This window comes from Pseudomonas fragariae (ex Marin et al. 2024) (assembly GCF_059621105.1).
This window is the reverse complement of sequence record NZ_CM184369.1, coordinates 5581549-5602600: the sequence shown is the minus strand read 5'-3', so window position 1 is coordinate 5602600 and position 21052 is coordinate 5581549. Positions and strand designations below refer to the sequence as shown.

Annotated in this window: 14 protein-coding genes, 1 tRNA gene and 1 pseudogene; 4 read left to right on the top strand and 12 right to left on the bottom strand. The window is 56.9% G+C overall.

What is annotated here, in order from left to right:
- Positions 1-23: 23 nt before the first annotated feature.
- Positions 24-2330, bottom strand: coding sequence for a DUF262 domain-containing protein (locus AC54XV_RS24375; RefSeq protein ID WP_496717293.1), 2307 nt, complete (start codon positions 2328-2330; stop codon positions 24-26).
- 363 nt (positions 2331-2693) lie between these two features.
- Here AC54XV_RS24375 and AC54XV_RS24370 point away from each other — a divergent pair, with 363 nt between their 5' ends.
- Positions 2694-3104, top strand: a complete 411-nt coding sequence (locus AC54XV_RS24370; protein WP_496717291.1) for a hypothetical protein — start codon at positions 2694-2696, stop codon at positions 3102-3104.
- A 381-nt stretch (positions 3105-3485) separates the two neighbouring features.
- On the opposite strand, the pseudogene AC54XV_RS24365 reads toward AC54XV_RS24370, so the two are convergent.
- The 6 genes and pseudogenes from AC54XV_RS24365 to rpsU all read right to left on the bottom strand — a co-directional run.
- Positions 3486-4303, bottom strand: a pseudogene (locus tag AC54XV_RS24365) (tyrosine-type recombinase/integrase); the annotation flags it as partial.
- A gap of 128 nt (positions 4304-4431) precedes the next feature.
- A tRNA-Ile gene (locus AC54XV_RS24360) sits at positions 4432-4508 on the bottom strand.
- Between the two features lie 15 nt (positions 4509-4523).
- A complete protein-coding gene (locus AC54XV_RS24355) occupies positions 4524-7010 on the bottom strand; it encodes an EAL domain-containing protein (RefSeq protein WP_496717290.1) in 2487 nt (828 codons plus the stop codon).
- 268 nt (positions 7011-7278) lie between these two features.
- Positions 7279-9129 carry an RNA polymerase sigma factor RpoD gene (gene rpoD, locus AC54XV_RS24350; protein ID WP_003411788.1) on the bottom strand — a complete coding sequence of 617 codons (1851 nt, stop codon included), beginning with the start codon at positions 9127-9129 and terminating at the stop codon, positions 7279-7281.
- Positions 9130-9196: 67 nt separating this feature from the next.
- Positions 9197-11152 carry a DNA primase gene (gene dnaG, locus AC54XV_RS24345; RefSeq protein WP_496717287.1) on the bottom strand — a complete coding sequence of 652 codons (1956 nt, stop codon included), beginning with the start codon at positions 11150-11152 and terminating at the stop codon, positions 9197-9199.
- A gap of 478 nt (positions 11153-11630) precedes the next feature.
- Positions 11631-11846, bottom strand: coding sequence for a 30S ribosomal protein S21 (gene rpsU, locus AC54XV_RS24340; protein WP_002551877.1), 216 nt, complete (start codon positions 11844-11846; stop codon positions 11631-11633).
- Positions 11847-12044: 198 nt separating this feature from the next.
- Between rpsU and tsaD the strand changes: the two genes are divergently transcribed.
- Positions 12045-13070 carry a tRNA (adenosine(37)-N6)-threonylcarbamoyltransferase complex transferase subunit TsaD gene (gene tsaD / locus AC54XV_RS24335; RefSeq protein ID WP_003394970.1) on the top strand — a complete coding sequence of 342 codons (1026 nt, stop codon included), beginning with the start codon at positions 12045-12047 and terminating at the stop codon, positions 13068-13070.
- Between the two features lie 23 nt (positions 13071-13093).
- Here the strand turns inward: tsaD and plsY are convergent, their stop codons facing one another.
- A complete protein-coding gene (gene plsY / locus AC54XV_RS24330; RefSeq protein ID WP_003402056.1) occupies positions 13094-13663 on the bottom strand; it encodes a glycerol-3-phosphate 1-O-acyltransferase PlsY in 570 nt (189 codons plus the stop codon).
- A 74-nt stretch (positions 13664-13737) separates the two neighbouring features.
- On the opposite strand from plsY, the gene folB reads away from it, so the two are divergent.
- Together folB and folK are read left to right on the top strand one after the other, a co-directional pair.
- On the top strand, positions 13738-14091 hold the full coding sequence (folB, locus tag AC54XV_RS24325) for a dihydroneopterin aldolase (RefSeq protein WP_003316242.1): 354 nt from the start codon (positions 13738-13740) through the stop codon (positions 14089-14091).
- Positions 14082-14606, top strand: coding sequence for a 2-amino-4-hydroxy-6-hydroxymethyldihydropteridine diphosphokinase (gene folK / locus AC54XV_RS24320; RefSeq protein ID WP_096127038.1), 525 nt, complete (start codon positions 14082-14084; stop codon positions 14604-14606). Before folB ends, folK begins: the two co-directional genes overlap by 10 nt.
- Before the next feature lie 98 nt (positions 14607-14704).
- Here the strand turns inward: folK and AC54XV_RS24315 are convergent, their stop codons facing one another.
- From AC54XV_RS24315 to AC54XV_RS24300, 4 genes are all read right to left on the bottom strand, one after another.
- The gene (locus tag AC54XV_RS24315; protein ID WP_003402052.1) at positions 14705-15931 is read right to left on the bottom strand and encodes a multifunctional CCA addition/repair protein; all 1227 of its coding nucleotides are present in this window, start codon (positions 15929-15931) and stop codon (positions 14705-14707) included.
- A gap of 97 nt (positions 15932-16028) precedes the next feature.
- Positions 16029-17591, bottom strand: coding sequence for a SpoVR family protein (locus AC54XV_RS24310; protein WP_003402050.1), 1563 nt, complete (start codon positions 17589-17591; stop codon positions 16029-16031).
- A complete protein-coding gene (locus AC54XV_RS24305) occupies positions 17588-18859 on the bottom strand; it encodes a YeaH/YhbH family protein (protein ID WP_011269137.1) in 1272 nt (423 codons plus the stop codon). Before AC54XV_RS24305 ends, AC54XV_RS24310 begins: the two co-directional genes overlap by 4 nt.
- Before the next feature lie 120 nt (positions 18860-18979).
- Positions 18980-20902: a PrkA family serine protein kinase gene (locus AC54XV_RS24300; protein ID WP_003316247.1), complete on the bottom strand. Its 1923-nt coding sequence runs from the start codon at positions 20900-20902 to the stop codon at positions 18980-18982.
- Between the last annotated feature and the right edge of the window lie 150 nt (positions 20903-21052).

Below are 21052 nucleotides of genomic sequence, written 5' to 3'. Positions count from 1 at the left end.
TTACCAGCCGCAATACCGCATTCTTACCCTGGTAGGCCTAGCCATGGGGCAATTCGTGCCCAGGCCAGCTCCGCTATGCGGAGCGAACGTCGATCAATCAGATCTGTAGACCAATCACCTTCTACCAATGCAACGGCTTTCGCGAGAGGTAGGTAGCGTGAAACTGCCAAAAGCTCAGCAGTATTTTTGCCGATATCGATTTTCTGAGCTTTCGCCTGCTGCAATAAAGGATCTAGTTCATCTGATGTCTCAGCAGACAAGACTTTATAGATCAATCTCTTCTTTGCCCAAGAACTGTTTCCAAGTGAAGCGTTTTCGATGCGGGGGAGCAGTGTCAAATTGCCTAGGCGATCGATTGTTTCATCATCATGATACAGTGTGTCAGACCATCCAGTGTCTTTGGACTGGGGGGCGATATGCTCTAGAGTTTGCGAGTTTTCATCAATCCACTTGTCATATTTTAGCAGATCGAGTAGTCCAGGCTTTCCGGCGACGGTGAGCCCTGGTGATGCTGGATCACAAGCACTATCGTGCGCCGCTGCGAGTAATACGAACCGAGCAATTGCCCGTTGATTTTTATAAGCAGGTGTCTTTGCTGCCGCCTTACACCATTCGTCTTTAGTACCAACTTTCCCATCGGCTTCGAGAATGTAAGATAATGCTCGCTGCAGCATATCGGCATCAGGTACCGGCGATTCACTGCCGTTTGATCGGCGAGCCAGTGGTGGCATACCAACGCCTGGGTGGCCAATCTCCATTAACTTTCTGTAATGCATATCGATGTTGTCGGTGCCCCGGCGGGATGCTCGCCATAGTACCGAGAAGGCAGCGCATGATTTCACTGCTTTTACGAAATCAGTTACCGCTTTTGGACGTTCATCCGCAGTTGCGACCCTTATGGCTGAATAAAATCTGATCAATGGGGCTTGTGTTATCGTATGTTTAAAGCTGCGTAGCAGGTCTAAGCACAGAGCGACGTCATCAGTGTCAGCCTCAGCTACGGAGAACAACTTCGGCTTAGCATTTTTCTCATCAGGCCAAGCATACTGTACGAATAGAGCAGAGTGGGAAAGATGTCTAACAAAATTTTGTTTCGGTTCGCCGTCTTCCAGCTTATCAAAGTTGTCTTTGAAGAATCTTCGCTGTTCACTTAGTCTCTTTGAGAGTTTTTCTCCCCGTTCAGCTGAGGCGAACGCGACAATAAGTCTGCTAGTTGCGTCCTGCTTGTCATCCGTTTTACCAAACCTGTCAAGGTATGCCTCTACGGATTTCATGTATTCGTATGCTTTGGACTTTTCGTAGTTTTGAAGCCTTTCGCTATTAATTACTCGGGGCTTGAAAGTCTCAAATGCAGTAAGCGGTTCCCCAGTAGTATTCAGTGCCTCGAACATGTCGAAGGCATAGTCTTCATTCTTTGCGGTTACAATTGTAACTGCCACACGATCTAGAATGAAATTCGCAAACATAACAAGGCGAAGTAGTTCTTTGAAGTCTTCGTTGTTTTCCGCGAGTAGTGTCGTCTTGACAATGTCTGGGAAGTCAGCCTTTATCAATATATCTTGAAAGTCTGATGCATCAAGCATGTCAGAAATTCGAGGTAATTCCAGCTCGTCCTTCTCTTTAGCCACATCCTTTATGAGGCTTTGAATTATTTTTCTTCCGTCTGAGAGTAGTTTGTAGCGCGCCTGATCACGCTCTTCTGGTGTTTCGAATTTATATTGTTTCGTTGGGTCGCCACGGCCATGCTTTCCGTAGGAATGTAAATAGTAGCCGATCGGTGATTGATAGTTAGCCTTGTCTTTTTTTCGGGACCAGGAATCGTCGTATGCCCGGATCATCCTTGGATAGTAACGAAAGCCCTCGTCTCCGTAATCCTTGTCTTCTTCGAAAGTCTTAGCCAGACGCCCTACAACTTTCATGCATTCCTCGCGCAGCCATTCTCGGTCTGGATACTCGACGTTTTTCAGCCGAGCTTGTCGAGCGCGAATCTCCTCATGCAGTGAAGTGTTTATAAGCAGTAGAGTTGTGAGGCGTTGCTGGCCATCAATGATCGTCATGACCCTCGACGGAACATCCCCTTTTACCAGTGGATCTACGGTCGTATACTGGGTGTCATGAATCGCAATAATTGTTCCCAAAAACGTAATAGCGTCTTTTTGGCTTATCAACATCGAGAAGCCGTGACAAGCGTCCTCGAAAAGACGAGCGATTTTTGACTTATCCCAAGAGTATTGCCGCTGATATGCCGGGACATATAAACCCTGTCCATTCTCGCAGAGGTACTCCCATACACTCTTTGGTTGTGCGCCGAAAACGTCACTTATCTGCATGTCCTATCCACTGGTCGTTAGAGTCTGGCGATGGTAGCACGTGAGGCGATGCTCGGCGGAGGACGTAAGACAGTCTGGCGTAGCAGTCCTTGACCCCCGTGTTGGAATCTGCGTCCAGAAGTTGTGTGGAGACCCTCTGGGGATGGAATGTGCAGGTTGGGGGGGGGCGGTGTCGGCATCGTCGCGTGAATGGCCTGCTTCCTGCTATCCCGCTTCATAAGCTGAATGGTAGACCCGGCTGAGTTCGCTCTTCGTGTTGAAAACATTTTTCGCAGGCAACGAATAACGGTTACGTTAAGCAACAGCGGCAGGTTGGTGCCACCGTCTTGAAAGTCTGTAACCGGGTCGCTAGAAGGTGCGGGGATGAAGAAGTCGACAAGGGCCGCATTAATTTATACGGCTTCAGTTCCTCGCTTTGCGGGAAAATTTCCAGACAGCAGCTCGGACGAGCTATGGATCGCTGACATCAAAGCATTTGTGCCGGGCGGAGAATGCCGCATATTCAGAGAGGTAATGTTCGTTGAGTCCAACGGTGCCGCCTTCATCTTTGGGATCGAGCATGAGGATGGCCTACCACGCGGCGTAAAAGCGGAGCTGGCCGAGAGACAGCAGCTGTTCATCGATTTTTTGCGAGCGCAAAACGAGATCAGCGATTTGGCGATGGGAGGGTTGAGGGCTATTTTTCAGGCGTCGGAGTACGCTAGCCAAGCACGGGCCACAGCGGCATACATGGCTCACCGAGAGCATCTGACAGATGCTTGCTTTAGGCTATAGAAATCGCGAAGGTGAGTATGTATGTGAAAAGTTGGAGGGTGGGTTTATCGAGAGCGCCCGCGCTACGCTGACTTTCGACGAGCTGCACCGTTAGTTCACGGCCGGAGACGGCTCTTGTGGCAACAGGGGGATCAGACATGCGCCAATCACTAATTGACTCCATTGGCCGTGAAAGCGCCCTCAAGCTAATGGGCGAAGCTGTGTTGCAAGCCATTAAAGGGAACGACTCCTCTGGCGGTTTTCGCAAAGCCAAAACGACCCAAGTGGTTGATGGCCCCCTATGCGTCGTCGAGGATGCATGTCAGATTCCTCATGTTGCCGGTCCATCACCAGTATCTCGATCACTGAGCAAACAAGTCCCTATTGCATGATTAATAAGGCATAAGGTCGACGCTTTGCATCTTTACCGGGCTCACCGAAGAACACCAGGCTGCAGTCACCCGGCCGAGCTGGATTTTCCATAGCCGACTGAAATAGCGCTGTCGCCCGTTTGCTCAAAGGCACAGTACGTTGTGCGTCATTCTTGGTATCCACAAGCTTCACGATGCGACGCTCTAGATCGACCTGGGGCCGGTGTAGAGAGCTGATCTCTGTGGACCGCATACCCGTTTCAAGAGCGATACCAACGATCCAGCCAAGCATTGGGTTGCTGTGCTTGCTTACGGCGGCCAGTAACCGGCGCTCCTCGTCAGGTGATAGCCGGCGATTGCGGCCTTCCCCTGGGCTAGGCTTGCGGATGTTTAGGACTGGGTTGAATGTAAGGCCCAGCCCCCATTCTTGAATTGCGACCGTGAATAGGTGGCTCAGCAGAGCGAGCTCTAGGCGTACGGTGTTATTGCTGGTAGTGCCGGCACGCCCTTTTTCGTTTAGGCGTTTGTCGCGGTAGTTCGCGATAGTTTCAGCGGAAAGGGCCGCGAGTGAATATTTGCCCAGGTGTTCTGTGAGCTTCTTCGCTTTCGACGTTTGGGCTTCTCAGTGGGGGTGATGTCGCTCAAGTAGCGTTTGAGAGCTGCCTCCAGCGTCATGCGCTCGGAGCCGGTGCGCTGGATATACACACCTCTGACCATTTCGTCTTCGGTGCGACGTGACCAGTCCTCCGCATCACGCTTGGTGCGGAAGGTTTTAGCCACAGTTGGCCAGCCGGTTTTGCGGATCAAAGCCTTCCAAGTGCCGGAAGGGGGTTTGACTAGTGTTGCCATCTGAAAGGACACCAAAGGTGTACTGGCGCACCAGCACTGTACCGATCTTGTACTTTTGGACCATGGGACTGTATTAGTGGAGAACCACCCAGAAACGCGAAAGCCGCACAATGCGCGGCTTTCAAAGATGGTGGGCCCACACGGACTCGAACCGTGGACCAAAGGATTATGAGTCCTCTGCTCTAACCAACTGAGCTATGGGCCCTCAGTAGGTCGCGGATTATAACGGCGGTTTCGCGGCTGTGCTATCCGAAAAGTCCGAAAGATTCATCAGAAGAAATCTTGCGCGGAATTCTTCGGCGTCGAGGGGCAGGCTGATGATGTAGCCCTGGATCTGTTCGCAGCCTTCGGTGGTCAGGAATTGCTGCTGTTCGCTGTTCTCCACGCCCTCGGCGATCACGGTCAGTTGCAGGCTGCGCCCCAGGGCGATTATGGCGCGGACGATAGCGGCGTCGTGGGTGTCTTCCGGCAGGCCGCGGACGAAGGACTGGTCGATCTTGAGGATGTCCAGTGGCAGGCGTTTGAGGTAGCTCAGTGAGGAGTAGCCGGTGCCGAAGTCGTCGATCGCCAGTTGCACGCCGAGTGTCTTCAATTGGTGCAGCACGGCCAGTGCTTCCTGGGTCTGGCTCATGATGAAGTTTTCGGTGATCTCCAGTTGCAGGCAACCGGGTTCCAGGCCGTTGTCCGTGAGCAGCTGTTCGATGCGTTCGAGCAGGTTGGTCTGGCGCAGTTGCGCGCCTGCCAGGTTCACCGACAGCGGGCCGAACGGCTGACAGGTCTTGCGCCATACACCCATCTGGCGGCAGGCCTGCTCCAGCACCCAGTCGCCGATCTGCAGGATCATGCCGTTTTCTTCAGCCAGGGGAATGAAGTGCTCGGGCGGCACTTCGCCAAAGGTTGGGTGGTTCCAGCGGATCAGGGCTTCTGCGCCTGCCATTGTGTGGGTCAGCAGGTCGATTTTGGGCTGGTAGGCCAGTGTCAGTTGATTGCGCTCCAGAGCTCTTCTCAGTTCCTGCTCGAGGGCGATGCGCTCGCTGGCCTGGTCACTGAGGTCGCAGGTATAGCTTTCGACCCGGTTGCGGCCTTTTGCCTTGGAGCGGTACATCGCCGCATCGGCATTTTTGACCAGCGTGGCCACGTCGGTGCCGTCGGTGGGGAACACGCAACTGCCGATGCTGGGGCTGATGTAGAGCTCATGTTCGCCAGCTTCAAAGGGCGTGCTGAAGCAGGCCAGTAATTTATTGGCGATGGCCTGTGCGTCGCTGGTTTGCAGCAGGCCGGGCAGCAGGACGATGAACTCGTCGCCACCCAGGCGTGCAACGGTGTCGATGTCGCGCAGGGTCTCCTTGAGCCGGTGTGCGATGCCTTTGAGCAGCAGATCGCCGACCGGGTGGCCCAGGCTGTCATTGATGTGCTTGAAGCGGTCCAGATCGAGAAACAGAACTGCACCGAGGCTGCCGGATTCTTCGCTGTGCAGCAGAGCGGCTTGAAGCCTGCTCTCGAACAGTATTCGGTTGGGCAGGCCGGTGAGCGGGTCATGATGCGCCTGGTAGTCGAGCCGCGCCTGTGCTTGTTTGAGGCTGGAGATATCGGCGAACACGGCGACGAAGTGGGTCAAGAGGTTGTCTTTGTTGCGCACGGCGCTGATGGTCAGCCAACTCGGGTAAAGCTCGCCGTTCTTTCGACGGTTGCTGATTTCGCCCTGCCAGTGGCCCTCGGCTGCCAGTTGATGCCACATCGCGGCATAGAACGCGCTGTCGTGTTGGCCAGAGGCAAGCAGGCGAGGGGTCTGGCCGATGGCTTCACTTTCGCTGTAGCCAGTGATTTCCGTGAACGCGCGGTTGACGGCGCTGATGCTCTGGTCGGTATTGGTGATGAGCACACCTTCGGCAGTGCTCTCGAAAACTGTCGCCGCCAGATGGAGCTTCTCCTGCATTTGCCTGCTTTCGGTGATATCCCGGGTAATCGTCAGCAGACAGTCTTCACCCGCAATGATGAGGGGTTGAGAGGACAGTTCGCACAGTCGAATATCGCCATTGTTGTTACGAATCCGGACCCGCATATCCTTGACGAAGCCATGCTTTTTCATGCGTTCGATGAGCTTTGAACGCTCGCTCAGGTCGACCCAAATGCCCAGCTCGAATGTCGAGTGGTCAAGGCAGTACTTTTCGCTATAACCGGTCAAGCGGCAGAACCCCTCGTTGACCTCCAGAAGCATGCCGTCCTGCTGCCGGGTAATCGCCATCCCGTCAGGCGAGGCATGAAAGGCTTTGGCGAACTTCTCTTCGGAAAGCTGTAATTGTTGTCGGGCCAGTTTGAGCTGGGTGATGTCACGCACTATCACCAGCACGGCGGGTATCGGGCTATGCTCGAACGGCTGGGCGGACATGAGCCCTGAAAAGGTTTCGCCGTTTTTGCGCCGAAAGGGTATCTCCAGATTATGGATATCGCCGGTCTGCAATTGCAGCAAGACTTTTGGGCCGATGCCTGGCACTGCCCACAGATTCAGTTCTGTGGGTGTCTTGCCAATCACTTCATCAAGGGGGATACCGGTTCGCTCTACGAACGCTTCGTTGGCATCCATGATGTGCCCGTCAGCAAGGCTGACGATAAGCATGGCATCCGGGCATTGAGCGAAGATCGAGGCGAATTTTCCCTCGGACAGGCATGACGCTTCCCGGTCACTGGTGTTGATTACTCCACGCATATGCGGCTTACGTCCGTGTCTGACTATCGCTGATGATGGTGTGGCGTAACCTTGTAACTACAATGATCCAAGGCTTGATTCGAAGAGCGCTGGTGTCTGGTGTGATACATAGTTGTAGGTCAATTTTTCAGGCGCTGCAATTAGACTGATGTCTGACCTCTTATTGATTCGGTGAATTGACAACTGGGCCTGCAAATTTTGAATTTTCTTCTGCCCGGAAACGCAAAACCCCCGGCATGCCGGGGGTTTTGTTGACTCGCGGGTGCGATTACTCGTCGAGGAACGAGCGCAGGTGCTCGCTTCTTGTCGGGTGACGCAGCTTGCGCAGTGCCTTGGCTTCGATCTGACGAATCCGCTCGCGGGTCACGTCAAACTGCTTACCAACCTCTTCAAGAGTGTGGTCGGTATTCATGTCGATGCCGAAGCGCATGCGCAGAACCTTGGCTTCACGGGCGGTAAGGCCCGACAGCACTTCGCGTGTCGCTTCTTTGAGGCTTTCAACAGTGGCGACATCGATTGGCGACTGCATGGTCGAGTCTTCGATGAAGTCACCCAGGTGCGAATCTTCGTCGTCACCGATCGGGGTTTCCATGGAGATCGGCTCTTTCGCGATCTTCAATACCTTGCGGATTTTATCCTCAGGCATTTCCATGCGTTCGCCCAGCTCTTCCGGGGTCGGTTCGCGACCCATTTCCTGCAACATCTGCCGGGAAATACGGTTGAGCTTGTTGATCGTCTCGATCATGTGCACCGGAATACGAATGGTGCGTGCCTGGTCGGCAATCGAGCGAGTGATCGCCTGACGGATCCACCAGGTGGCATAAGTCGAGAACTTGTAGCCACGACGGTATTCGAACTTGTCCACAGCCTTCATCAAGCCGATGTTGCCTTCCTGGATCAGATCGAGGAATTGCAGACCACGGTTGGTGTACTTCTTGGCGATGGAGATCACCAGACGCAAGTTCGCTTCAACCATCTCTTTCTTCGCGCGGCGGGCCTTGGCCTCACCGATCGACATGCGACGGTTGATGTCCTTGATCTCGGCGATTTTCAGGCCGGTCTCTTCTTCCAGCGCAGACAGCTTCTGCTGGCAACGCTGGATGTCAGGCTGCAGGCGACCGATGGCTTCGGCGTATTTGCTCTTGCCCTTGGCCAGTGCGTCAGTCCAGCTTTCGTCGACTTCGTTGCCCGGGAACTGGCGCAGGAAATCGGCGCGCGGCATACGTGCATCACGTACACACAGCTGCATGATGGCGCGTTCCTGGGCACGAAGACGCTCGAGTGCACCGCGTACACGCTCTACCAGACCTTCAAACTGTTTCGGAACCAGTTTGATCGGCATGAACAGTTCGGCCAGTGCCACCATTTCGGCAATGGCGTGCTTGTCGTCGCGACCAAATTTCTTCAGGGCCTTGCGGGTGATTTCCATTTGATCGGAAACCGCACCGAAGCGCTGCTGGGCGATGACCGGATCAGGACCGCTCTCGACTTCGTCTTCTTCGTCGCTGGCGTCTGCCGACTCTTCCTCGTCGTCATCGGCACCTTCGGCCTTGACGGCTTTGGGGTCGACAGGCGGCGGTACTTCGGCAGGCGGCGCAATGCCGTCGTCCGGGTCGATATAGCCGCTCAAGACATCGGAAAGGCGACCGCCTTCACTGGTGACGCGTGTGTATTCGGAGAGAATGTGGTCAACCGTGCCTGGGAAGTGCGCAATTGCGCCCATCACTTCACGGATGCCTTCTTCGATACGTTTGGCGATTTCGATTTCGCCTTCACGGGTCAGAAGTTCAACGGTGCCCATTTCCCGCATGTACATACGAACAGGATCGGTGGTACGACCGATGTCGGTCTCGACCGCTGCCAACGCTGCAGCCGCTTCTTCTGCGGCTGCCTCGTCGGTATCGGCGTCGGCCAGCATCAAGGCGTCCGCATCCGGAGCACTCTCGTGTACCGGGATCCCCATGTCGTTGATCATGCGGATGATGTCTTCCACCTGCTCGGGATCTGAAATATCCTCGGGCAAGTGGTCGTTGACCTCTGCGTAAGTCAGATACTTCTGCTCACGACCCAGGGTGATCAACTCTTTGATACGAGATTGCTGTTGCGCTTTTCCGGACATAACACCCTATCCACTGAAGGTCTTGGCGGGCAAAAAACAAGCCGAGGATTATACCCGAGCTATGACCTCACGCGCCAGTTGAGGTCGGGGTTTGTGCGGGAACATTGCGATTTAGCAGTTCCCTAAGCTGAATTTTCTCTTCTGCGCTCAGCTCGGTCTGCCGAGCCTTGCTGATCAGATGTTCCAGACTGCGCTCGCGCTGGCGAGCGGATAAGCTAGTTATAGTGTCGAAAAACTGTTGTTCAAGGTTATCGGCCTCAATCAGCCATTCCTTTTCTGCCAGAGCACGCAGCAAGCGGCCCTGTTCAGTCCCGTGCCATCGCGCTATCAACTGTAACGACCGAAGGTTCGGATTCTTTTGCCGGGCTTCGATAAGAGCGACCAGCAGTTGTGCGTTGGATTGGTCTTCTGCAGCGAAATGGCTGGCATTTTCGACCTTTTCCGCTAATTCGGGGTGATGCAGCAAGGTTCTCAGTGCGGCCTGCATGGGTGGCTCGACGGCGGTGGGTACACGCGGCGTTCGAGGTTCGAAGTCCTGGCGCTTGCCTTTTTTGCCCCAGGATTTGTTGTCCCATTTTTTTTGATTCGGACCGCCGGTTTTCTTCTGCGTCCATTCCTGCTGAGGCTCGTAACCGCCTTGTGGCTGGTAATCGGCAAAATCAGGCATGGCGTCGTAGTCGACGTACGGGTCGTAGCTCGGTGGCGCCTCTGCCGGCGCGCTCTGCACCAGCTGGCTGACGGCCTCGCCGGTCAGCCCGGTAATTTCGGTCAGGCGCTGACGCATCAGAATACGCAGGTTCGCGCCGGGCACCTTGTCGATCAATGGCGCCGCGAGGGTGGCCATGTGCGCCTTGCCCTCCAGCGAGCGCGGGTCGGACTCTTTGGTCAGTTGCTCGAAAAAATAATCGGCCAGCGGCTGCGCGTGCTGATTGATGCGTGCCTTGAACGCGTCGGTGCCTTCGGAGCGCACCAGCGTGTCCGGGTCTTCGCCTTCGGGAAGAAACAGAAAGCGCGCCCGGCGTCCGTCCTGCAGGTTCGACAGGGTCGCTTCCAGCGCACGCCATGCAGCGTTGCGTCCGGCCTGATCGCCGTCGAAGCAGAACAGTACGTTGGGCACGACCCTGAACAGGCGCTTCAAATGCTCTTCGCTGGTCGCAGTACCCAGCGTCGCCACGGCATTGCGCAAGCCTTGCTGGGCCAGGGCGATGACGTCCATGTAGCCTTCAACGACGATGATTTCATCGAGGTTGCGATTGAATTTGCGCGCCTCGAACAGCCCGTACAGCTCCTGGCCCTTGTGGAACACCGGTGTTTCCGGGGAGTTCAGGTACTTGGGTTTGTCATCACCCAGCACACGGCCGCCAAAGGCAATGACGCGCCCGCGCGAATCACGGATCGGAAACATCACCCGGTCGCGGAAGCGGTCGTAGCGCTTGCCGGTTTCGGCGTTCTCGATCAGCAGCCCGGCATCGATCATCACCTTTTGCTGCAAGGAGTCGCTGCTCAGGTGTTTGTACAGGTTGTCCCAGCCGGGCGGCGCGAAGCCCAGGCCAAAGTCTCTGGCGATTTCGCCGGACAGCCCGCGGCCCTTGAGGTAATCCACCGCAGCCTTGCGTGACGGGTGGCTTTTCAGGGCCTGGCGATAGAACTCGGCGGCGGCGGTCAGCAGCGGGTAGAGCGGGGAATCGGTCGGCTCCCGGGGCTTCTGGCCTTTTACGCTCTGTTCGCGAGGCACTTCCATGCCGGCGGCCTTGGCCAGGTCTTCGACAGCCTGGGGGAAGTCCAGGTTGTCGTGGTCCATGATGAAGCCGAGGGCGTTGCCGCCTGCGCCGCAACCGAAGCAGTAATAGAACTGCTTGTCGGGGCTGACGCTGAAAGAGGGTGTTTTCTCTTTGTGGAACGGGCAGCACGCTGTGTAATTCTTCCCGGCTTTCTTGAGCTGCACGCGCGAACTGACAACATCGACAATATCGGTGCGGTTCAGAAGGTCGTCGATAAAGCTCTGGGGAATCAGCCCGGCCATGGCGTTCTCATCATTCAAGCGTGGTGCAAAAGTATCGGATGACTCTACGAGCGTTCCGTCAGCCTGTCAGCCGTCTTTTTTGAAGACGTCGGCAATAAACGGGCACGTCTTTGCATCCGAAGGACGGTGTTGGCCTGAAAGGAATGAAGCTTGATCCCGCGAGAGGATCGGAAAGGCCACAAGCTTCGCTGCCCACGCGAGTGGTCAGAGCCTGGGGACACGGAGACGCTGCCTTGGCTGAGCTTCTTGCGAAGTCATCAAGGCATACTCGTCTTGTCATCGGTCGATGTGCTGCCCGAGTGGGCATGACTGATGTAGCCTGTGAACAGGCTGGACGTGCTTGAATGAATGTCTGAGTCGCATCGGCGGCCTGGACAGGGTCAATCAATAAAGCGAACGCAAAACAGCGAAGCTGTAACTGCCGACAGCCCGGCTGGTTGGCCGGGCAAGGCAGAAGCTTGCGACGAAGGTCTGTAAATTAATACAGACGAACGGCGCGGCGCTGTTCGCGCTGGACTTTCTTGGCGTGGCGTTTGACAGCAGCTGCTGCCTTGCGCTTACGCTCCGAAGTCGGCTTCTCGTAAAATTCGCGGCTACGAACTTCAGCCAGAACACCGGCTTTTTCGCAGGAGCGCTTGAAACGACGCAGAGCTACGTCGAAGGGTTCGTTCTCTTTAACTTTGACGGCTGGCATCCAGAGCTACCTTCATTCATTACCGGGGTCAACGCTCAGTGCAAACACTGCACAAAAGTACGTCGGTTTTTAAGGGTTGCGGATGTTAACCCCTCATTGAGAGGAATGCAAAGCCTCTGATCGAAAACCGCTGGTCGGCACCTCGGTCGGCGACTATTATGCGCGCCTTCAAATCTGCCCCCTACAAGGCGCAACCCCATGCTAGTACTGGGATTAGAAACCTCCTGCGACGAAACCGGCGTCGCGTTATACGACAGCGAACGCGGTTTGCTTGCGGACGCATTATTCAGCCAGATCGACCTGCATCGTGCCTATGGCGGTGTGGTACCGGAGCTGGCTTCGCGCGATCACGTCAAGCGCATGCTGCCCCTGATTCGCCAGACACTGGCCGAGGCGGACTGCGTGGCCACTGATATCGACGCCATTGCCTACACGGCCGGCCCTGGCTTGGTCGGCGCCTTGCTGGTCGGCGCTTCGTGCGCTCAGGCGCTGGCGTTCGCCTGGGATATCCCGGCGCTGGGCGTGCATCACATGGAAGGTCATCTGCTGGCCCCGATGCTGGAAGAAAACCCGCCACAGTTCCCGTTCGTCGCCTTGCTGGTGTCGGGCGGCCATACGCAACTGGTGCGCGTCGACGGCATCGGTCAGTACGAGCTGCTGGGCGAGACGCTGGATGATGCCGCAGGCGAGGCCTTCGACAAGACCGCCAAGATGATGGGCATGCAGTACCCCGGCGGCCCGGAGATTTCAAAGGCGGCCATGCAGGGCGTGGCAGGGCGCTTTGTCTTCCCTCGGCCGATGACCGATCGTCCCGGGCTGGAATTCAGCTTCAGCGGCCTGAAAACCTCTGCGCTCAATACCTGGCAGCAATGCCGGAATGCTGGAGACGACAGTGAGCAAACCCGCTGCGACATCGCTCTGGCCTTCCAGCAGGCGGTAGTGGAGACTTTGACCATCAAGTGCAAGCGCGCGCTGAAGCAGACCGGTCTCAAGAGCCTGGTGATTGCCGGTGGCGTCAGCGCCAACAAGGCACTGCGTGCTTCGCTGGAAAGCATGCTTGGCGACCTGCGCGGCCATGTCTATTACGCACGGCCCGAGTTTTGTACCGATAACGGCGCGATGATCGCGTTTGCCGGGTGCCAGCGTTTGCAGGTCGGGCAGAAGGAAGATTTGAGCATCAGCGTGCAGGCACGCTGGCCCATGGAGCAGTTGTCGGGGCTGTGACGGCAGACCAGGCGGGTTACGCCTCAGAAATGTCGTTCGCGCCCGGCGAGCAGGTCGCGTAGATTGCCGCGATGGCGCCAGACGATGAGCAGGGTCAACACGCTCATCGGCAGCAGCGCATGAGGCTCCTGCCACGCCAGCAATGGCAGTGTCAGGGGTGTGGCGATCAGGGCGGCAAGCGAGCTGGTGCGGGTCAGGTACAGCGTCAGCAGCCAGGCGACTATCGCCAGGGCAGCGGCGGGCGGATACAGGCCCAGCAGCACACCGGCGGCGGTCGCTACGCCTTTGCCACCGCGGAAGCGGAAGTACACCGGGAACAGATGGCCCAGCACTGCGCAGACGCCGATCCAGCCCTGTTGTGCGATGTCCATGCTCAAGGTGCTGGCGATCAGGATCGGTACCAGGCCTTTGCAGAGGTCGCCGAGCAGGGTCAGGATGGCGAGTTTTTTCCCGGCCAGACGCAGCATGTTGGTCGCGCCGGCATTGCCGGAGCCACTGGCGCGCGGGTCCGGCCTGCCGCTCAGGCGGCTGAGCAGGATGGCGAAGGACAGCGAGCCAAGCAGGTAGGCGAAGGTGGCCAGTAACCAAAACATGCGAACCATTCCGGGCGAGGATGCCCTGATTCTAACGGCGCATCGCGCCCTTGTCGTGCAGTGGAGAGTAGTGCTTGGACAGAGTTTTCATCGAGGGCCTTGAGGTCGATACGGTCATTGGCGCTTATGACTGGGAGCGTGGCATTCGTCAGTGCCTGCGTCTGGACCTCAGCTTTGCCTGGGACAATCGCCCCGCAGCCGCAGGCGACGATCTGAGCAAGGCCCTCGACTACGCCAGTGTCTCGACACGTATTCAGGCGTTCGCCGAGCAGGCACAGTTCCAGTTGGTGGAGACCTTCGCCGAGCGACTGGCTGAAGTGCTGATGGGTGAATTCAATATTCCCTGGCTGCGCCTGAAACTGACCAAGCCCGGTGCTGTAGCGGCCGCTGCCGGTGTGGGCGTGGAGATCGAGCGCGGATGTCGCTGACGCGGATTTTCCTCGGCCTGGGGAGCAACATCGAGCGTGAGCGCCACCTGATTGCGGGGCTCGATGCGCTGGATGGCTTCCTGACCGATCTGAGCTGTTCGCCGGTTTTTGAAAGCCATGCCGTGGGTATCAAGAGCGGGCCGTTCTTCAATCTCGTCGTATCGGCGCTGACTGATTTGCCCCTGATGGAGCTGGATCGTCGCCTGAAATTCATCGAAGCGGACAATGGCCGCTACGCCCCGGATCGCAAAGGGTTGCCGCTGGATATCGATGTGCTGCTGTATGGCGAGCAGGTCGGTAATTTCGACGGGCTGATCCTGCCGAGGGCAGAAATCCTGAAGAATGCCTTCGTGCTTCGCCCATTGGCGTTGATTGCCCCTGAACGTCTGCATCCCGGTGTGGGCATTGCCTTCAGCAAACTCTGGGCTGATGCGCAGATCGATCAGCAGCTTTGGCCTGTGGCGTTCGAGTGGCGCGGGCTGGCACTGACGCCTGAGGATTTGCTGCGTAGCTGAGGTCATCCTCGTCTTTCAGCCCGAGTGCAGAGCGTCCATGGCTGCGCATAGTTACGAAAAGTGCTCCCCCGGACACCTCTCGTTCCTCACGCTCCGCGTCACACAGTGCTGGTCTTGTAGGTTTTCAGTGCCTTCAAGCGCTCATTCTTCAGCGCGTCACCCAGTTCCTTGCCTTTCAGACCCTGTTCCAGCAACGGCTGTACTGATACCGCGCGTGCGGCCTCGGCGGCGCCGCGCAGGTAGTCGGCCTGTGGATAACTGCGTTGTTCGAAGCCGTGACGTCCTCGGGCGTCCATCTCGCACGCTGCAATGAACTCTTCAAAGCGCTGCGGGCGGCGGTAGACGTCGAAGCTTTGCAGCAACTCCAGCAGGGTCGAAGGTTTCAACTCCAGCGCACGGTGGCCGTGGGTATGGTACTGGCCGACCAGCAGCGCCAGTTCCTGGCAGTCCCTCGGCACACGAAAACGCTCGTTGACCGCTTTTATCAGGCGCAGGCCTGTGTGTTCATGAGCGATGTGCCTTGGCCATTCGGCTTCCGGCGTCAGCCCTTTACCGAGGTCGTGCAGCAGGCAGGCCCAGCGCACCGTCAGCGGGTGTTTGTGGCGTGCGGACTGCTCGAGGACGCTGAGCACGTGGACGCCAGTGTCTATTTCCGGGTGATGCGCCGCCGGCTGCGGTACACCGAACAACGCTTCGACTTCGGGCATCAGCTCTTTGAGCGCGCCGCAGTCGTGCAGCACCTGAATGAATACCTGAGGCTGTTCTTCCATGAGCGCGCGCGAGATTTCCTTCCAGCTTCGCTCGGCAGTCAGCGCCTTGAGTTCGCCCGATTCACTGAGCTGTCGCATCAGCCCAAGGGTCTCGGGCGCGATGGTAAAACCGTAACCGGCGTAGCGTGCGGCGAATCGCGCTACGCGCAGAACCCTGAGCGGATCTTCGGCGAAAGCGGGGGAAACGTGACGTAATATCCGCGCTTCCAAGTCCTTCTGGCCGTTGTAGGGGTCGGTTAAATTACCGTCCTTGTCTTCAGCCATGGCGTTGATCGTCAGGTCACGCCGAATCAAATCCTGCTCAAGCGTCACCTCGGGGCTGGCGTGGAAAACAAAGCCCCCGTAGCCCACGCCGCTCTTGCGCTCGGTGCGCGCCAGCGCGTATTCCTCATTGGTCAGCGGATGCAGAAACACCGGGAAATCTGTACCGACCGGGCGATAGCCCTTGATCAGCATGTCCTCGGTGCTTGCACCGACCACGACCCAGTCGATGTCCGTGACAGGTTGACCCAGAAGACGGTCGCGTACAGCACCGCCCACTTTATAAATCTGCATAAAAAGCCTCCGTAAGCGCGACAGGATAAACCTTGTGTCGTACTTGCGGAGGCTAAAGCTGCATGAACAAGCGTTTAAAACCCTATTCCCCTAGTGCTTAAAGGTGAACGACCGCCATATCAAGCCGGGGATATTCACTGTCGGCATGCTCGCCTTTCGGGGGGACGTGATGAGTCTTGACCACCTGATCGCCTTGCAGGGTTTCCAGGTGGATGTCAAAGCCCCAGAGCCGGTGCAGGTGCTTGAGCACCTCGTCTGTCGAGTCACCGAGTGGTTTGCGATTGTGCTGTTGATGGCGCAGGGTCAGCGAGCGATCGCCTCGGCGGTCGATGCTGTAGATCTGCACATTGGGCTCCCGATTGCCCAGGTTGTACTGCGCAGCGAGTATTTCGCGAATGGTCCGATAGCCGTTTTCATCATGAATGGCGGGCACCAGCAGGTCCTCCTGCTGGTCGTCGTCCATGATGCTGAACAGCTTGAGGTCGCGAATCACCTTGGGCGACAGGTACTGGAGGATGAAGCTCTCGTCCTTGAAGCTGGTCATTGCGAATTTGATCGCCGTGAGCCAGTCGCTGCCGGCAATTTCCGGAAACCACTGGCGGTCTTCGTCAGTAGGGTTTTCGCACATCCGGCGGATGTCCTGATACATGGCAAAGCCCAGCGCGTAGGGATTGATACCGCTGTAATACGGACTGTCGAAACCGGGCTGGAAAATCACGCTGGTGTGCGACTGCAGGAACTCCATCATGAAGCCGTCGGTGACCAGGCCTTCGTCGTACAGATCATTCATCAGCGTGTAATGCCAGAACGTCGCCCAGCCTTCGTTCATCACCTGGGTCTGGCGCTGTGGATAGAAATACTGCGCGATCTTGCGCACGATGCGCACCACTTCACGCTGCCATGGCTCCAGCAGCGGGGCGTGTTTCTCGATGAAGTAGAGAATGTTTTCCTGCGGCTCTGCCGGAAAGCGCGCGTTGTCTTCCTTGCTGCTCTTGTCGGCACTTTTCGGGATGGTGCGCCACAGGTCGTTGATTTGCCGCTGAAGGTGCTCCTCCCGGTCCTTCTGCCGACGCCGCTCCTCTTCGGCGGAAATCGGGTAGGGGCGCTTGTAGCGATCCACCCCGTAGTTCATCAGTGCATGGCAGGAGTCGAGCAAGTCCTCCACGGCATCGATGCCATGCCGTTCCTCACACTGCATGATGTACTGCTTGGCAAACACCAGGTAATCGATGATCGAGCTGGCGTCGGTCCAGGTGCGAAACAGGTAGTTGCCCTTGAAGAAGCTGTTATGGCCATAGCACGCATGAGCCACGACCAGCGCCTGCATGCAGATGGTGTTCTCTTCCATCAGGTAGGCGATGCACGGGTCGGAGTTGATGACGATCTCGTAGGCCAGGCCCATCTGGCCTCGCGAATAGGATTTTTCCGTGCTGAGGAAGTGTTTGCCGTAGGACCAGTGGTGATAGCCCAAGGGCATACCCACCGAGGCATAGGCATCCATCATCTGCTCGGCCGTAATCACTTCGATCTGGTTGGGGTAGGTATCCAGCGCATACCGCTCGGCAATCCTGCCGATTTCGCGGTCGTAGGCGCGGATCAGTTCGAATGTCCACTCTGACCCCGTGGAGAGGGGTTGGCGCTTCTGCTCTCTGGCGGTCATGACACTAACCTTCGCTGAAAGAGTTCGCGGAATACCGGGTAGATATCACCGGCAGAGACCAGCTGTTGCTGGGCAAACGTGTCGGCAAAATCTTCACCGATGCGTTCGTATTCATACCACAAGGCCTGATGCTCACGCGGCGTGATTTCCACGTACGTGTAGTACTGCACGAAGGGCATGATCTGTTTGGTGAGGATTTCCCGGCAGATGGGCGAATCATCGTTCCAGTTGTCGCCATCCGACGCTTGTGCCGCGTAGATATTCCAGTCACTGCTCGGGTAGCGTGCGGCCATGATTTCCTGCATCAGTTTCAAGGCGCTGGAAACGATGGTGCCGCCGGTTTCCCGGGAATAGAAAAACTCTTCCTCGTCCACTTCGCGGGCGCTGGTGTGGTGACGAATGAAGACCACGTCGATCTTGTCGTAGTTACGTTTGAGGAACAGGTACAGCAGGATGAAGAAGCGCTTGGCGATGTCCTTGGTCGCCTGGGTCATGGAACCGGAGACGTCCATCAGGCAGAACATGACCGCTTTGGAGCTGGGGTTGGGTTGCTTGACCAGCAGGTTGTACTTGAGGTCGAAGGTGTCGAGGTAGGGCACACGACGAATGCGTGCCTTCAGTCGGTCGATCTCTACTTCCAGTTCCTGAATGTCACCAAAGTTATCCGGCTCTTCGCGCTTCATGCGTTCAAGCTCGGCGGTCGCTTCCCTGAGTTTCGCCCGGCTGCTGCCGGACAGTGCAATGCGGCGTGCATGTGCCGAGCGCAGCGTACGGATGATGTTGATCCGCGACGGGTTGCCCTCGTTGCTGATCCCGGCGCGCACAGTCTTGAAGGTGTCGGTGCCGGTCAGGTTACGCTTGACCAGATTCGGCAGCTCCAGGTCTTCGAACATGAATTCGAGAAATTCTTCCTGAGTAATCTGAAACGAAAACTCATCCATCCCTTCGCCGGAGTTGCCTGCCTTGCCGGGGCCTTTGCCGCCACCGCCGCCTTGAGGGCGGGCGATGTGCTCACCTGTGGTGAACTCCTTGTTGCCAGGATGAACAACGGTCTGCTTGCCGCCGCGACCGTGGTGCAGGACCGGTTCGTCGATGTCACGTCCGGGAATGCTGATCTGCTCGCCGTGTTCCATGTCAGTGATGGAGCGTCGGCTGACCGCTTCCTCCACCGCCTTCTTGATGTGGTCACGGTAGCGCCGCAGAAACCGCTGGCGGTTTACCGTGCTCTTGTTCTTGCCGTTGAGACGTCGGTCGATCACATAGCTCATAGGCTCCTCCGGGGAGCTTCAAGTTGTAAGCCTCAAGCTGCAGGCGAGCCGCGATGAATCCCGAGCCCGGGGGGTGATCGCTTTTCGCCTGCAGCTGATAGCTTGAAGCTTGCAGCTGCTTTACTGCGATTTCCGCACGCGCAGATACCATTCGGAAAGCAGACGTACCTGCTTGTCCGTGTAGCCCCTCTCGACCATTCGTGTCACGAAGTCGTTGTGCTTCTGCTGATCCTCTTTGCTGGCCTTGGCATTGAAGCTGATAACGGGCAGGAGGTCCTCGGTGTTGGAGAACATTTTCTTCTCGATCACCACCCGCAGCTTCTCGTAGCTGAGCCAGGTCGGGTTCTTGCCGTTGTTGTTGGCGCGGGCACGCAGCACGAAATTGACGATTTCGTTGCGGAAATCTTTCGGGTTGCTGATGCCAGCCGGTTTCTCGATCTTTTCCAGTTCCTCGTTCAAGGCCACACGGTTGAGAATCTCGCCGGTTTCCGGATCGCGGTATTCCTGATCCTGAATCCAGAAGTCTGCATACAGCACGTAACGGTCGAAAATGTTCTGACCGTACTCGCTGTAGGATTCCAGGTACGCCGTCTGGATTTCCTTGCCGATGAACTCGATATAGCGCGGTGCCAGGTATTCCTTGATAAAGCGCAGATAGCGTTCGCGCGTTTCGGCAGGGAACTGCTCCTGTTCGATCTGCTGTTCCAGCACGTAAAGCAGATGCACCGGGTTGGCCGCGATTTCATGCGGATCGAAGTTGAACACCTTGGACAGAATCTTGAACGCGAAGCGGGTAGACAGACCATTCATGCCTTCGTCGACGCCCGCGCTGTCGCGGTATTCCTGGATCGACTTGGCTTTCGGGTCGGTGTCTTTCAGGTTCTCGCCGTCATACACGCGCATCTTGGAGTAGATGTTGGAGTTGTCCGGCTCTTTGAGGCGCGAGAGCGTGGTGAACTGCGCAAGCATTTTCAAGGTGTCCGGCGCGCAGTGCGCCTTGGACAGCGAGCTGTTGAACAGCAGCTTGTCGTAGATCTTGATCTCGTCGCTGACACGCAGGCAATACGGCACCTTCACGATGTAGATACGGTCGATGAAGGCTTCGTTGTTCTTGTTGTTGCGGAAGCTGTGCCATTCCGACTCGTTGGAGTGCGCCAGCAGGATACCGGTGAACGGGATCGCGCCCAGCCCTTCGGTACTGTTGTAGTTGCCTTCCTGGGTTGCGGTAAGCAGCGGATGAAGGACCTTGATCGGTGCCTTGAACATCTCGACGAATTCCATCAGGCCCTGGTTGGCCCGGCACAGTGCGCCCGAGTAGCTGTAGGCGTCGGCGTCGTTCTGCGGGAATTCTTCCAGTTTGCGGATATCCACCTTGCCGACCAGCGCAGAGATGTCCTGGTTGTTTTCGTCGCCAGGCTCGGTTTTCGCCACGGCAATCTGGTTGAGAATCGACGGATAGAGCTTCACCACCTTGAACTGGCTGATGTCGCCGCCGAACTCGGCCAGGCGTTTGGTCGCCCAGGGCGACATGATGGTGCTCAGGTAGCGTCGCGGAATCCCGAAGTCTTCTTCGAGAATCGCGCCGTCCTCCGTGGCGTTGAACAGGCCCAAGGGCGACTCGAAGACTGGCGAGCCCTTGATGGCGTAGAACGGGACTTTTTCGATCAGTTGCTTGAGTTTTTCCGCCAGGGACGATTTACCGCCACCCACCGGGCCGAGCAGATACAGGATTTGCTTCTTCTCTTCCAGGCCTTGGGCGGCATGGCGGAAATACGAAACGATCTGGTCGATGCATTCTTCCATTCCGTGGAAGTCGGCAAAGGCCGGATAGCGGCGTATGACCTTGTTGGAGAAAATGCGCGACAGCCTGGAGTTGGTGGAGGTATCCACCAGTTCAGGTTCGCCGATAGCCAGCAGAAGACGTTCTGCGGCAGAGGCATAGGCGCTGCGGTCCTGTTTGCAGAGCTCAAGGTACTCCTGTAGCGAGAGCTCTTCTTGCCTCGTGCTTTCGAAGCGTTGTTGGAAGTGGCTGAATATACTCATGACGTCACCTCGCTCGATACGTGGAGCCGGCGGCGGATCGTCAGTCGATGCTGGCAGCAGCCGCTTAACGGCCACTGTTTCCCCCCAGAACACCCTAAAAGTAACTACCGATGACCCACGCGCCGGTGTACCGGCTCTCCCCTGAATACG